Here is a 14,098-nt window from a genome sequence, read left to right on the forward strand (position 1 = left end):
GAACATCCCGCTTCGCTGGACGCTCCCGAAAAACATGACCAACCCCCATGAACCAACCCTGCCGGGATTGACGAAACAGATAGGGGCACCCCCCCGTTCGCCGACTTTGCCTGCACACCCGTTCCTGACACTTCCTGACACTGTGTCAGTTCCAGTAATCTGACAGTGCGTCAGTTAATTGTGCTGTCACACAGGAGCGGGCGGAACGATGCTTGGATCTACCCACGGCACCCTCACCACCGACTCCCGCCGGGCCCGGATCATCGCCTGCGGTGAGCAGCGGCCCGGACCCGCCGTCCACGGCCGGGCGGCCGACGCGGACGACCTCGACGTCAGCGGCCGGCCGCTGTACGCGGACGTACCCGATCTGGACCGGTTCTTCCGGCCCCGGTCCGTCGCCGTGATCGGCGCCTCGGACACGGAGGGGCGGCCGAACACCGGTATCACCCGGCAACTGCTGGCCTGGGCCGAGCGGGTGGGGGCGCGGGTGCACCCGGTGCATCCGACCCGGCCCGCCGTCTTCGGCATCCCCTGCGCCGCCACCGTCGCCGACCTGCCCGGACCGGTCGACCTCGCGGTGCTGCTGGTCGCCGACCCGCTGCCGCTGGTCGCGGAACTCGCCGAGGCCAAGGTGCGGTTCGCGGTCGCCTTCGCCTCCGGGTTCGCGGAGACCGGCGTGGCGGGGGCCGCGGCCCAGGCGGAACTGGCCGACGCGGTCCGGGCGTCCGGGCTGCGGCTGCTCGGCCCGAACACCAACCTCAACGCCTTCGAACGGTTCCGGGACGACCTCGACGGGCCCGCCATCGCCCTCATCACCCAGTCCGGGCACCAGGGACGGCCCGTCTTCGCCCTCCAGGAGCTGGGCGTACGGCTCTCCCACTGGGCGCCCACCGGCAACGAGGCCGACCTGGAGACCGCCGACTTCATCTCGTACTTCGCCGAGCGCCCCGAGGTCGGGGCCATCGCCTGCTACGTGGAAGGTCTCAAGGACGGCCGTTCCTTCCTGCTGGCCGCCGACCGGGCCGCCCGGCACGGGGTACCGGTGGTCGCGGTCAAGGTGGGGCGTACGGAGGCGGGCGCGCGCACCGCCGCCTCCCACACCGGCAAGCTGACCGGCGCGGACGACGTGATCGACGCGGCCATGCGGCAGTACGGGGTGATCCGCGTCGACGGGCTCGACGAACTCCAGGACACCGCCACCCTGCTGGCTCGGGCACAGCCGCCGCGCGCCGACGGCGTCGTCGTCTACTCCATCTCCGGTGGCACGGGCGCACACGTCGCCGATCTCGCGACCGGTGCGGGACTGCGGCTGCCGGTGCTGTCCGAGGGCCGGCAGGCCGAGCTGCACCAGTGGATACCCGAGTACCTGAGCGTGGCCAACCCGGTCGACAACGGCGGCCATCCGGTCGGCGACGAACGCGGCCGGAAGATCATCGAAGCGATCCTCGCCGACCCCGGGGTGGGGGTGCTCATCTGCCCGGTCACCGGGCCGTTCCCACCGCTGAGCGACCGGCTCGTACGGGATCTGGTGGACGCGGCGGAGACCACGGACAAGCTGGTGTGCGTGGTGTGGGGGTCGCCGGTGGGCACCGAACCGGCCTACCGCGAGGTGCTGCTCGGCTCCTCCCGGGTGGCCACCTTCCGCACGGTCGGCAACTGCCTCACCGCGGTCCGCGCCTACCTCGACCACCACCGCTTCACGGCCGCCTACCGCTCCCCGTTCGACGAGGCGCCGCGCTCCCCCTCGCCCTCCTTCCGCAAGGCGCGGGCGCTGCTGCGGCCGGGCGAGCAGCTGAGCGAGCACGCGGCGAAGCAACTGCTGCGCGCGTACGGCATCCGGGTGCCGCGGGAACAACTGGTCAGCAGCGCGGCGGGCGCCGTGCGCGCGGCGGCGCAGGTCGGCTATCCCGTGGTGATGAAGGCGTCCGGGACGCGCATCGCGCACAAGACCGAGCTGGGCCTGGTGCGGATCGGACTGACGTCGGCGAGCCAGGTGCGGGACGCCTACCGCGAGCTGACCGACACCGCGCGGTACGAGGACGTCGAACTGGACGGGATCCTGGTGTGCCAGATGGTCGAGGCGGGCGTGGAGATGGTGGTCGGCGTCACCCACGACGACCTGTTCGGGCCGACCGTGACCGTGGGGCTCGGCGGGGTACTGGTCGAGGTGCTGCGGGACACGGCCGTACGCGTGCCGCCGTTCGGCGAGGAACAGGCCCGGGACATGGTCCGCGAGCTGCGCGGGCGAACCCTGCTCGACGGGGTGCGGGGACGGCCGCCCGCCGATCTCGACGCGCTCGTCGAGGTGGTCCTGCGGGTGCAGCGCATGGCCCTGGAACTCGGCGGTGAACTGGCCGAGTTGGACATCAACCCACTGGTGGTGCTGCCCAAGGGGCAGGGCGCGGTGGCGCTGGACGCACTGGCGGTGTGCCGGTGACCGCGGGGACGTCCGGAAGGGGGATCCGGCACGAGGTGCGCGCGGGCGTCTCGCGCATCACCCTCGACCGGCCCCAGGCCCTGAACGCCCTCACCCCCGGGCTGCGCGACCGCGTCATCGAGCTGCTGGCGGACGCGTCCGCCGATCCGGACATCCGGGCCGTGGTCCTCACCGGGACGGGCCGCGGCTTCTGCGCGGGAGCGGATCTGCGCGGCGGCGGCGCGGCGGGCGGTGAACGGGTCGCCGGTAGTCGAGCCGCCGGTGAACGGGTTCCCAGTGAACGAGCCGCCGGTGAACAGGTCCCCGGTGAACGGGTCGCCGGTGAACGGGTCGCCGGTGATGTGGCCCGGATGCTGCGGCTCGGGGCGCAGCGGCTGGTCGCGGCCGTACTGGACTGCGAGAAGCCGGTGCTGGCCGCGGTGAACGGTACGGCGGCCGGGCTCGGCGCGCATCTCGCGTTCGCCTGTGACCTGGTGCTGGCCGCCGAGTCGGCCCGGTTCATCGAGGTGTTCGTGCGCCGCGGCCTGGTACCGGACGGCGGCGGCGCCTACCTCCTCCCCCGCCTGGTCGGCCCGCAGCGGGCCAAGGAGCTGATGTTCTTCGGCGACGCGCTGCAGGCGGCGGACGCCGAACGGCTCGGACTCGTCAACCGGGTCGTACCGGACGAGGAGTTGGCGGGTGCGGCCGAGGAGTGGGCGGCGCGGCTGGCCGCCGGGCCGACCCGGGCACTGGCGCTCACCAAACAGCTCGTCAACGCCTCCCTCGACGGCGACCGCGGCGCCGCCTTCGCCGCCGAGGCCGCCGCACAGGAGATCAACATGACGACGGCGGACGCCCGGGAAGGCGTGGCGGCGTTCGTGGCGCGTCGGGACACCGAGTTCCGGGGACGCTGAGCTTGTTCTGTATCTACCAAGATCTCCCGGGTTTCCACGGGCGGCCTTCTGTAGAGATCGCTGCGGTCGTGATAGGTGAACCGGGCCGGGGGCGTGGACGTTGCACAAGAGGAGACCACTGTTACCAGAGACCAGGAGAGTCGCGTGTCCGAGTACAACCAGTATGCGGGGCGGCCGTACGGCCAGTATGAGTGGGAAGTACCTCTGGAGTGGCCGAGGTCACCGTATCCGGAAAGCGCCGGCCCGGCACTCCCACACGAAACGCCGGAACAGAGTAGCCACGAACAGCGCAACACATACAACCCGACATCAGTAGCGCAGCATGCCCCTTATTCGTCGTATACCCCCGAACGGGCGTATCACGCATGGAAGGAAACTCAGCCGGACCTGCGTCCCGCCCCGACATGGTGGGTCATTGCCGGGCACGTCGGGCGCCGTAGGCCACGTCACCTGACGCGCGGACATCTCCGGGCCTTTGAAGTGAGCGAAGGCATCCCCTCCGGGACATTGGAATACGTCCGCGGCAAAGATAAGAGGCCTGCTGGGGTCCAGGTGGCGAAAGGGGCAACCTGGACGCCCGGAGCGTACCAGGCGCCAGCAGATCTCGATTCGCAGACTTTGGCCGTCACCGCGTACATCAACATGAAGTCGACGAGCCAGACCGAAGCATACCGGCAATGGGACAACCTGCCACCGCATCTACGACCAGCCCCAAACGAGAAAGTTATACAGGGCTACAAAGAAAAGAAATGGGGTTTGACTTATAGAGATTTGGACGACTTCGCGCTTGCGAAGAATATCCCCCGGGGGGATATGATTGTTCATAAAGATTCCACACGTCACATAAAAAGTATAGAGATGAAGCAGTGGCCGCCGCTCAATACCTTTTACACCGCTCCATCGCAGCAGGATGTCTATCCAGTTCCCGTGCTCGGCACTGCGGAGTACAGCATGCCGCAAGGGGAGGGGCGTCATATTCCCTCGTCGCCTTCCCAGCAGGCTGGCCCACCTTCGCCCTCCGCCACTGGATGGGGGCATTTCGGGTCCGGTTCGGGCACACGGCACGGGCCCCACAGATGACGGGCGAGGGATATACCCGGGAGCCGAGAAGGGTGCGCTGCGCCCCGGGTCCGGTTCCCCTTCCAGACTTCCGGGGATGCCGTCTTCCGGGGACGCCGTCCCAGTGCCGACCCTCCCCATCCGGCCCGGTACCGGCCCTTCCCATCTGATGACCAGTCAGCTTCAATGATGGGGTGATGGGACACGCAGGGATGGCGGCAGCCGCCGTCCGTTACCTCAGGCCCGTACCGCACACCGCCGGCCCGGTCGAGCCACTGCCGCGCCCCGACCTGCGGTGCGTGCGCGACGACGAGCCGGTGCCGGTGGACCGTACGGAGTTCCGCAGGGTGCTGGGGAACTTCGCGACCGGCGTCACCGTGATCACGGCGCCGGCCGCCGAAGGCGAGACCTCCCCGGCGGGGTTCGCCTGCCAGTCCTTCTCCTCCCTCTCCCTCGATCCTCCGCTGATCGCCTTCATGGTCGGCCGTACGTCGACGACGTGGCCGCGTATCGCCCGTGTGGGCGTCTTCTGCGTCAACGTGCTCGCCGCCGGCCAGGGCGAGTTGTGCCGCGCCTTCGCGGTGAGCGGCGCGGACAAGTTCGCGGGCGTGCCCCACGACGCGGCGCCGGTCTCCGGCTCCCCCCGGCTGACCGGCGTCGCCGCATGGATCGACTGCACGATCCACGCGGTGCACACCGGAGGCGACCACCTGATCGTGGTGGGCCGGGTGGATGCCCTGGGGGCACCCGAGACGGAGTGCGCGCCCCTGCTGTTCCACCGGGGGCGGTTCCTTTAGGGCACGCACGCCCCGCGGGTGCGGCGGGTCGGGCGGGTGCGGCAGGCCCCAACGGGTACGGCACGCCACCGCGGGTGCGCGACGCACTCGCCGGGCAGACCACGTCGGGAGCGACGGGTGGGGGTCGACGGGCGGGGGTCGACGGGCGGGGCCGGCCGGTCCCCGTCGGTGGGCGGGCGGGCCGTGGCGGTCAGGCTGACCGTGCCGGTCAGGCGGGCTGTGCCGATCCTGCGGTGCCCGGCTGCGGGATCTCCGGCCGGCGTCGGATCACCAGGGCCATCAGGGCCGCCGCCGCGCACAGGGTGCCGGAGGCGTACCAGACCATGTCGTAGCTGCCGAAGACGTCGCGGGCGACTCCGCCGAGGAAGGCCACCAGGGCCGCGCCGACCTGGTGGGAGGCGAGCACCCAGCCGAAGACTATGGCACTGTCCGCGCCGTACTGCTCGCGGCACAGGGCGAGGGTGGGCGGCACGGTGGCGACCCAGTCGAGGCCGTAGAAGACGATGAAGAACACCATCGGCGGATGGACGCTCGGCCCCAGCAGCATCGGCAGGAAGAGGAGCGAGATCCCGCGCAGGGCGTAGTACACGGCGAGCAGGCGGCGCGGTTCGAAGCGGTCGGTGAACCAGCCGGAGGCGACCGTGCCGACCACGTCGAACACGCCGATGACCGCGAGCAGCGAGGCCGCCGCCGTGATGGGCATGCCGTGGTCGTGGGCGGCGGGCACGAAGTGGGTCTGGACGAGGCCGTTGGTGGAGGCGCCGCAGATCGCGAAGGTGCCGGCGAGCAGCCAGAAGGGTCCGGTGCGCACGGCGGAGGCCAGTACCGTGAGCGCGCGCCGGGCGGCGCCGGTGACCGGCGGCGGCTTGGGCACGAACTCCGGTGCGCCGTACGGCTTGAGGCCCACGTCGGCCGGATGGTCGCGCAGCAGCAGCCAGACGAACGGGACGACCGCGAGCGCGGCGAGCGCGACGGTCACGGCGGCCGGCCGCCAGTCGTAGGTCTCGACCATCCAGGACAGCACCGGCAGGAAGATCAGCTGACCGGAGGCGGAGGCGGCGGTGAGGATGCCGGTGACCAGGCCGCGGCGCTCGGTGAACCAGCGGTTGGTGACGGTGGCGGCGAAGGCGAGGGCCATGGAGCCGGAGCCGAGCCCGACCAGCAGGCCCCAGCAGAGCAGCAGTTGCCAGGCCGTCGTCATGAACACGGTCAGACCGGAGCCCAGTGCGATCACGGTCAGCGCGACGGCGACCACCCTGCGGATGCCGAAGCGGTCCATCAGCGCGGCGGCGAACGGCGCGGTGAGCCCGTACAGCGCGAGGTTGACGGAGACCGCCGCGCCGACCGTCCCGCGTGACCAGCCGAATTCCTGGTGCAGCGGGTCGATGAGCAGGCCGGGCAGGGAACGGAAGGCCGCCGCGCCGATGATGGTGACGAAGGTGACGGCGGCGACGAACCAGGCGCGGTGCACCGGCGTACGGCGTCCCCGCCACGGACGCTTCGCCCCGGGCCCGCCCGGCCGCCGGACGGTCGCTGCGGCATCGCTTGTCTGTGTCACGTCATAGAGCATCCGGCGCGGGATCACCTCCGACGAGTGGCCCGGAGGACAGCATTCGCTAGGATCGGGCCATGACCGCCGACCCGGATCTCCCAACACCTCCGGACATCCCGGAACCTTCGGACATCCCGGAGTTCCCGGAGTTCCCGGAGTTCCCGGAGTTCCGCCCGCACCGCGTCGCCGTCCTCGCGCTGGACGGGCTGCTCCCGTTCGAGCTGGGCATCCCGCACCGGAGAGGGGCGAGGACGTGACGCGGCCCCAACCCCACGGAACAGGCTGCACAGGCCCGCGTACTCGAACTGGGGGCGGAGGGGATGAGCTACCGGGCCATCGGCGCGCGGCTCGACACGGAGGGCCTGCCCCACGCAGGGCCGCGAAGTGGAGCGCCATGACGGTTCGCTCCGTCTGCCAGAAGGCCGGGATCTGCTGAGCCAGGCGCACAGCCGCGCGGTCAGTCCGCCAAGGCACGGACAAGCATCGTGCCCACAACCCTGCCCTCTGGCGGGTCGATCAGAGACACACGCACGTCGGAGAATCCGCGCCCGGTCAGGATGCGCCCCCACTCATCCGGGGTGCGGTCGTGCCGCAGTCCGGCTTTGGCGGGCTTGGGTCCCTGGCTTCCTGGGGGCAAGTGCGAGAAGGCCAGGATTCCGCCCGGCGCCAGGCGCGAGCGGATCAGCGGGAGCAGAGTGTCCGGATCGACGAACCACACGGCACCGAAGATCGAGAGCACGACATCGAAGGTCGCGTCCGTCTCGTTCAGGAACGCCGTCGCCTCCGCCGTACGGAACTCAAGGCCCGGCAGATCGCCCCAGCGCTCCCGCGCGACGGCCTCACGGGCGGGGGCGATATCCACCCCTTGACCAGTCGCACCAAGCGTCACGAGGTGCGCGAGGTTACTACCGCTCCCAGAGCCGAGTTCCAGCACCCGGCGTCCGGCCACGGGACCCAGAACGTTCTCGTTCGGCCCGTGATCGGCGTACTGGGTCCAGTTCAGCCAGGTCGTATCACCCTTGGCGTTCACGGTCCTGCGTGGCTTGCTCCCGACGGCGTACCTGTCCCAGGACTCAGCCAATGACATGCGGTGATCCTTTCCGGCATGAGGGGCCCACCCCCAACGTACGGGGGCAGGCCCCAACTCATGTGCTGGCCACCACTACTTGGGTGAGTCGTGGCACCCGGCGTGGCACTGGTTGCAGCCGGCCGCGTCCTCCATGCCCCGCAGGTCGGGGTCGATCCCGAACCCCGCCGCCTTGATGGCCTTGATCGTCTGTTCCAGGACGAGCGGGCCGCCGGTCTTGAGGTCATGGCCGTCCAGCGTCGCCTTGTCGTCGCTGACGCACCGGACACCAGCCGCCGACCCCGGAAGTTCCGGCACGTGGTGGATGTACCGGCCGAAGTGGCGGCTGGTGAAGTGGTGGTACAGGATCGAGTCGAGCATGAACGAGTGCCATGCCTCGTCCACCTGCTTGGACGGGCCCATGAGAAGGTCCGGGTTCTCGCCGCACGTGACCAGATAGGCGATGGCCTGTCCGAACTTGGCCTCTGCCAGTTCGCGCGTGTTCTCCGGGTTGCGGAGGAGGAGGGCCACCTCCCGCTCCCACACGTCCGGGGTGACGTACGCCTTGGGGTCGCGGATCACTACTGCCGTGCCTCCGTACGCAAGTCGATGAACCTCAGCCAAGACGAGTTCGCCCGGCGCTTACGTGACGCGGGCGAGGAGTTGGGGGAACCGAACGACGCCTCCAAGCGACTCGTGCAACGCTGGGAGTCCGGGGAGACCAGGACATGCCGCCCGCTGTACGCGCGGGCACTGAAGCGGTTCACCGGCCGCGCACCCGAGTCGCTGGGGTTCGCAATCCCGATGACACGCGTCCACTCGGACGGGACAGGAGGCCACGACATGGAGGCTGGGGCAGTCGGCACGACCGACGCTGCCACAAACCCTGAGCCAGAGCCGCAGAGCGATCACGCGGGCATCTGGCTGTCCCGGTACGAGTTCTACTCGTCCAGCCGTGACGAGACGTTCGACTGTAAGCACCACGTCGTGATCGTCCAGCACGGCAACCGGCTGACAGCCCAGAGCCTGCCCGGAGCGTCGACCAACCCGGACAGCCCGCTGTCCCTGGATCTCACTGTTGATCGGAACGTCGTCACTGGTACGTGGACCGAGCAGACGGCGGCTGACGGGTACTACCAGGGCGCCAGGTACCACGGTGCGATTCAGCTACTCGTCGAGCCGACGGGCCGACGTATGGCGGGCAAGTGGGTCGGGTTCGGCAAGGACTTCGATGTGAACACGGGCCCGTGGGAGCTGCGCCTACTCGACCGATCGACAGGCCGCGCGAGTATCGAGCGGTACTCGGCCATCCCGCAGTGAGGGATCGGGGCGCTTACCTCACCATGACGGCGGCGACGAACCAGGCGCGGTGCACCGGCGTACGGCGTCCCCGCCACGGACGCTTCGCCCCGGGCCCGCCCGGCCGCCGGACGGTCGCTGCGGCATCGCTTGTCTGTGTCACGTCATAGAGCATCCGGCGCGGGATCACCTCCGGCGAGTGGCCCGGAGGACAGCATTCGCTAGGATCGGGCCATGACCGCCGACCCGGATCTCCCAACACCTCCGGACATCCCGGAACCTCCGGACATCCCGGATCTCCCGGAGTTCCCGGAGTTCCCGGAGTTCCGTCCGCACCGCGTCGCCGTCCTCGCGCTGGACGGACTGCTCCCGTTCGAGCTGGGCATCCCGCACCGGATCTTCGGCCGCCCCAAGGACGCCCTGGGACGGCCGCTGTACGAGGTCGTCACCTGCTCGGTCCGGCCGCCGGGGCCGGTGACGACGGACGCCGACTTCACCATCCACGTCACGCACGGGCCCGAGGCCCTGGCCACCGCGGACACGGTCGTCGTCCCGGCCTCCTACGAACTGGGCCCCGTCTTCGAGCAGGGCGTGCTCACCGAGGAGCTGGCCGCGGCGCTCGCCCGCATCCGGCCCGGCACCCGGCTCGCCTCCATCTGCACGGGCGCCTACGTCCTGGCCGCCGCCGGCTACCTCGACGGCCGTCCGGCGACCACCCACTGGGCCGACACCGACCGCTTCCAACGGCTGTTCCCGCAGGTCGACGTGGACGCCGACGTGCTGTTCATCGACGACGGTGACGTGCTGACCTCGGCGGGGGTCGCCGCCGGGCTCGACCTGTGCCTGCACATCGTGCGCCGCGACCACGGCACCGCCGTCGCCAACGAGGTGGCCCGCCGCACGGTCGTACCGCCGCACCGCGACGGCGGGCAGGCGCAGTACATCCACCGTCCGCTGCCTGACCCGCAGCTGGCCACCACCACCGCCGCCCGCGCCTGGGCACTGAGCCGTCTGCACGAGCCGATCCAACTGCGCGACCTGGCCGAGCAGGAGGCCATGTCCGTACGCACCTTCACCCGCCGCTTCCGCGAGGAGGTCGGTGTCAGCCCGGGGCAGTGGCTCACCCAGCAGCGGGTCGAGCGCGCCCGGCACCTGCTGGAGTCCACCGACCTCTCGGTCGACCAGGTGGCACAGGAGGCGGGTTTCGGCACGGCCCAGTCGATGCGCCAGCACCTCCAGACGGCGCTCGGCCTCACCCCCACCGCCTACCGGCGTACCTTCCGACCCGATGGTCAGAAGGTCAGCACCGCGCGCGCCAGCCGTCCCGCCTCCGCGTCCGCGCGCGCCTTGTCGAAGTCCTCGACCGGATAGGTACCGGTCACCAACTCGTCGAGCAGCAGCCGCCCCTGGCGGTACAGCTCGGCGTACAGGGCGATGTCGCGCTGGGGGCGGGCGGAGCCGTAGCGGCAGCCGAGGATGGACTTGTCCAGGTACATGGACGAGACCAGGAAGGACGCCTCGGCCGTGGCGGGCGGCACCCCGAGCAGGATCGCCTGGCCGTGCCGGTCGAGGAGGTCGATCGCCTGGCGGATCAGCTCGGTCCTGCCGACGCACTCGAAGGCGTGGTCGGCGCCGTTCGGCAGCACCTCCCGGACACCGTCCGCCGAGGTCAGGAAGTCGGTCGCGCCGAACTGCCGGGCCACCGCCTCCTTCGCCGGGTTGGCGTCCACCGCCACGATCCGCAGCGCGCCCGCGATCCTGGCACCCTGGATGACGTTCAGGCCGATCCCGCCGGTCCCGATGACCAGCACACTGTCGCCGCGCTCCACCCGGGCCCGGTTGAGCACGGCGCCCACGCCGGTCAGCACCCCGCAGCCGATCAGCGCGGCGCTCGGCAGCGGGACGTCCGCGGGGATCCGGACCGCCTGCACCGCCTTGACGAGGGTGCGTTCCGCGAAGGCCGAGTTGGACGCGAACTGGAACAGCGGCTTTCCGCCCCGGGTGAACGGCCGGCCCGGACGGCCGATGGCCCGGCGGCACATGGTCGGCCGGCCCCGGTCGCAGTCCGCGCAGGTGCCGCAGTTCGCGAGCGTGGACAGCGCCACGTGGTCGCCGGGCGCCACGTGGGAGACCCCGGCGCCGACCGCCTCCACCACCCCCGCGCCCTCGTGACCCAGCACCACCGGGACCGGGAAGGGTATGGTCCCGTCCACCACCGACAGATCGCTGTGGCACAGCCCGGCCGCGGAGACCGCGACCAGTACCTCACCGGGTCCCGGATCCCGGATCTCCAGGTCCTCCACGACCTGGACCCGCTCGCCGTCGAACACCACACCGCGCATCACACGGCTCCCTTCGGCTCCCTCGGCAGACCGAGCACGCGCTCGGCGATGATGGTGCGCTGGATCTGGTCCGAGCCGCCGTAGATGGTGTCGGCCCGGGAGAACAGGAACAGGTGCTGCGCGGGGTCCAGTGCGTACGGTTCCTGCGGGGACCAGTCCGCCGGCCCGGCGGAGGCCGCCGCGCCCCGCACCCGTACGGCCAGTTCGCCCAGCCGCTGGTGCCAGCCCGCCCACAGCAGTTTGGCCACGCTGGGCGCGCCCGGATCGCCCGAACCGCCCAGGGTGCGCAGGGCGTTCCAGCGCATGGTGCGCAGCTCGGCCCACTGCCGGACGATCAGGTTGCGGACGACCGGGTCGGCCGCCGCGCCGTTCTCCAGCGCCGCGCGCACGACCTGCTCCAGTTCCTTCGCGAAGCCGATCTGCTGGGCGAGCGTCGACACCCCGCGTTCGAAGCCGAGCAGGCTCATCGCCACCCGCCAGCCCGCGCCCTCGCCGCCGACGACGTGTTCCACGCGCGCGTGCGCCCCGTCGAAGAAGACCTCGTTGAACTCGCTCGTGCCGGTCAGCTGCCGGATCGGGCGGACCTCGATCCGGCCCGGCTGGTCCATGGGGACCAGCAGGAAGCTGAGCCCGTGGTGGCGGCGGGAGTCCGGGTCGGTACGGGCCAGTACGAAGCACCAGTCGGCCTCGTGGGCCAGGGAGGTCCAGATCTTCTGGCCGGTGATGCGGTAGCCGTCCGGCCCGCGTACGGCGGTGGTGCGCAGACCGGCCAGGTCGGAACCGGCGCCGGGTTCGCTGTAGCCCTGGCACCACAGTTCCTCGCCGGCCGCGACGGGCGGCAGGAAACGGGCCTTCTGCTCGTCACTGCCGTGGGCGATCAGGGTGGGGGCGAACAGGTTCTCGCCGATGTGCCCGGAACGCGGGGGCGCGCCCGAGCGGGCGTACTCCTCCGCCCAGGCGACCTGCTGGGTGAGACCGGCGGTGCGGTTGCCGTAGCCCGGCTCCGGCCAGCCCAGTCCTATCCAGCCCGCCTTGCCGAGCGTGCGTTCCCAGGAGCGGCGGTCCTGGGCGGTGTTGACGTGCGCGGTGAGCCAGTCGCGGGCCTCGGTGCGGAATGTCTTGTCTTCGGCGTTGAACCCGAACTCCACGCGGTCCTCCGGAGGTTTGGGGGGGTGGTGGGTGGGGGTGGTGCTACGTGGTCGGGTGCGGCGGCGTCGTGGTTGCTCGCGCCCGCGCGGCGGAGCCGCATGTCGATACCGCCCCGCGCCCCCAAACGGGGCGCTGCCCCCCGTCGAGCGACTGCGGCGGCGTCCTGGTTGCTCGCGCCCGCGCCCCCAAGCAGGGCGCTGCCCCCGTCCAGCGGCTGCGGCGGCGTCGTGGTTGCTCGCGCAGTTCCCCGCGCCCCCAAACAGGGCGCTGCCCCCCGTCGAGCGACTGCGGCGGCGTCCTGGTTGCTCGCGCCCGCGCCCCCAAGCAGGGCGCTGCCCCCCTCCAGCGGCTGCGGCGGCGTCGTGGTTGCTCGCGCAGTTCCCCGCGCCCCCAAACAGGGGGCGCTGCCCCCCTCCAGCGGCTGCGGCGGCGTCGTGGTTGCTCGCGCCCGCGCGGCGGAGCCGCATGTCGATACCGCCCCGCGCCCCCCAAACGGGGGGCGCTTGCCCCCCGTCCAACGGGTGCGGCGCCGTCGTGGGGGTCATGTGTTCGGGCGGGTTCCTGCTCGGGCCGCTTGTTCCATTGCTGTGAGTTGTTCCAGCAGCGGCATGGGGTCGACGCCCACCGTGCCGGGGAGGAAGTCCGCGATCCGTTCCGGGGTCCAGGAGCCCTCGGCGTAACCGGCGCGCAGTTCGCGCGGTTGGGCCCAGACGGCGATCTTGGGTCCGGCGATCGTGTACACCTGGCCGGTGATGGCGTGCTCGCGGGCCCGGTCGGACAGCAGGTAGACGACGAGCGCGGCGACGTCCTCGGGGTCGCCGATCTCCTTCAGTTCCGTCGGGACGCCGGCCGACATGCGGGTCCGGGCCACCGGGGCCACCGCGTTGGCGGTCACCCCGTACTTGTGCAGGCCGAGCGCCGCGCTGCGCACCAGGGAGATGATCCCGCCCTTCGCGGCGCTGTAGTTGGCCTGGGACACCGAGCCCTGGTGGTTGCCGCTGGTGAAGCCGATCAGCGTGCCCGACCGCTGCTTGCGCATGACCGCGCCGGCGGCGCGGAACACGGTGAAGGTGCCCTTGAGGTGGGTCGCGAGGACCGGGTCCCATTCCTCCTCGGACATGTTGAACAGCATCCGCTCGCGCAGGATCCCGGCGACGCAGACCACCCCGTCGAGCCGCCCGAACTCCGACAGGGCCGTCTCGACGACCCGCCGGCCGCCGGCCATCGTGGAGATGTCGTCGGCCACCGCCACCGCCGTGCCGCCCGCCGCCTCGATCTCCTTGACGACGGCGTCGGCGACCGCGCTGGTCGGCTCGGTGCCGTCGGTCGCCACGCCGTAGTCGTTGACAACGACCCGCGCTCCCTCAGCCGCCGCCGCGAGCGCGACCGCGCGGCCGATGCCGCGTCCGGCGCCCGTCACCGCGACGGCCTTGCCTGCCAAGAAGTTCCCCACGCCCGGCCCCTTCCCGTGGTTTCTGACGGACCGTTAGATTTTATGGCGCGG

At 71.2% G+C, this 14,098-nt stretch carries 12 protein-coding genes and 1 pseudogene; 7 read left to right on the top strand and 6 right to left on the bottom strand.

From position 1 onward, the window contains the following. The first annotated feature begins 208 nt into the window (after positions 1 to 208). The 4 genes from ACFC09_RS33785 (at position 209) to ACFC09_RS33800 (ending at position 5,186) form a co-directional block, all read left to right on the top strand. Complete coding sequence (locus tag ACFC09_RS33785) at positions 209 to 2,437, top strand: acetate--CoA ligase family protein (protein WP_376534620.1); 2,229 nt, start codon at positions 209 to 211, stop codon at positions 2,435 to 2,437. Continuing rightward, positions 2,434 to 3,330 (top strand): enoyl-CoA hydratase/isomerase family protein, encoded by an 897-nt coding sequence (locus ACFC09_RS33790; protein ID WP_376534622.1) that lies wholly within the window; start codon positions 2,434 to 2,436, stop codon positions 3,328 to 3,330. Before ACFC09_RS33785 ends, ACFC09_RS33790 begins: the two co-directional genes overlap by 4 nt. Positions 3,331 to 3,474: 144 nt before the next feature. After that, positions 3,475 to 4,410 (top strand): hypothetical protein, encoded by a 936-nt coding sequence (locus tag ACFC09_RS33795; protein WP_376534624.1) that lies wholly within the window; start codon positions 3,475 to 3,477, stop codon positions 4,408 to 4,410. 176 nt (positions 4,411 to 4,586) lie between these two features. After that, positions 4,587 to 5,186: a flavin reductase family protein gene (locus ACFC09_RS33800; protein ID WP_376534626.1), complete on the top strand. Its 600-nt coding sequence runs from the start codon at positions 4,587 to 4,589 to the stop codon at positions 5,184 to 5,186. Between the two features lie 208 nt (positions 5,187 to 5,394). On the opposite strand, the gene ACFC09_RS33805 is transcribed toward ACFC09_RS33800, so the two are convergent. Beyond that, positions 5,395 to 6,744 (bottom strand): MFS transporter, encoded by a 1,350-nt coding sequence (locus ACFC09_RS33805; RefSeq protein ID WP_376534628.1) that lies wholly within the window; start codon positions 6,742 to 6,744, stop codon positions 5,395 to 5,397. A 71-nt stretch (positions 6,745 to 6,815) separates the two neighbouring features. Between ACFC09_RS33805 and ACFC09_RS33810 the strand changes: the two are divergent. Then, positions 6,816 to 6,977: pseudogene (locus ACFC09_RS33810) on the top strand (AraC family transcriptional regulator); the annotation flags it as partial. Positions 6,978 to 7,195: 218 nt separating this feature from the next. Here ACFC09_RS33810 and ACFC09_RS33815 read toward each other — a convergent pair. After that, positions 7,196 to 7,825, bottom strand: coding sequence for a class I SAM-dependent methyltransferase (locus tag ACFC09_RS33815; protein WP_376534630.1), 630 nt, complete (start codon positions 7,823 to 7,825; stop codon positions 7,196 to 7,198). A gap of 75 nt (positions 7,826 to 7,900) precedes the next feature. Then, positions 7,901 to 8,386: a glycine-rich domain-containing protein gene (locus ACFC09_RS33820; RefSeq protein ID WP_376534632.1), complete on the bottom strand. Its 486-nt coding sequence runs from the start codon at positions 8,384 to 8,386 to the stop codon at positions 7,901 to 7,903. A 27-nt stretch (positions 8,387 to 8,413) separates the two neighbouring features. Here ACFC09_RS33820 and ACFC09_RS33825 point away from each other — a divergent pair, with 27 nt between their 5' ends. Then, positions 8,414 to 9,124 carry a helix-turn-helix domain-containing protein gene (locus ACFC09_RS33825; protein ID WP_376534634.1) on the top strand — a complete coding sequence of 237 codons (711 nt, stop codon included), beginning with the start codon at positions 8,414 to 8,416 and terminating at the stop codon, positions 9,122 to 9,124. A gap of 213 nt (positions 9,125 to 9,337) precedes the next feature. Next, positions 9,338 to 10,474 (top strand): GlxA family transcriptional regulator, encoded by a 1,137-nt coding sequence (locus tag ACFC09_RS33830; protein WP_376534636.1) that lies wholly within the window; start codon positions 9,338 to 9,340, stop codon positions 10,472 to 10,474. On the opposite strand, the gene ACFC09_RS33835 is transcribed toward ACFC09_RS33830, so the two are convergent. The 3 genes from ACFC09_RS33835 to ACFC09_RS33845 all read right to left on the bottom strand — a co-directional run bounded on the left by ACFC09_RS33835 (position 10,396) and on the right by ACFC09_RS33845 (position 14,047). Continuing rightward, on the bottom strand, positions 10,396 to 11,445 hold the full coding sequence (locus tag ACFC09_RS33835) for a Zn-dependent alcohol dehydrogenase (protein WP_376534638.1): 1,050 nt from the start codon (positions 11,443 to 11,445) through the stop codon (positions 10,396 to 10,398). The two genes, ACFC09_RS33830 and ACFC09_RS33835, sit on opposite strands and share 79 nt — an antisense overlap. Continuing rightward, positions 11,445 to 12,593, bottom strand: a complete 1,149-nt coding sequence (locus ACFC09_RS33840) for an acyl-CoA dehydrogenase family protein (RefSeq protein ID WP_376534640.1) — start codon at positions 12,591 to 12,593, stop codon at positions 11,445 to 11,447. Before ACFC09_RS33840 ends, ACFC09_RS33835 begins: the two co-directional genes overlap by 1 nt. A gap of 542 nt (positions 12,594 to 13,135) precedes the next feature. Beyond that, entirely contained in the window at positions 13,136 to 14,047 is a 912-nt protein-coding gene (locus tag ACFC09_RS33845; RefSeq protein ID WP_376534642.1) for an SDR family oxidoreductase, read from the bottom strand. Positions 14,048 to 14,098 lie beyond the last annotated feature (51 nt).

The sequence above is a fragment of the Streptomyces sp. NPDC056161 genome, from assembly GCF_042268025.1.
GTDB lineage: Bacteria > Actinomycetota > Actinomycetes > Streptomycetales > Streptomycetaceae > Streptomyces.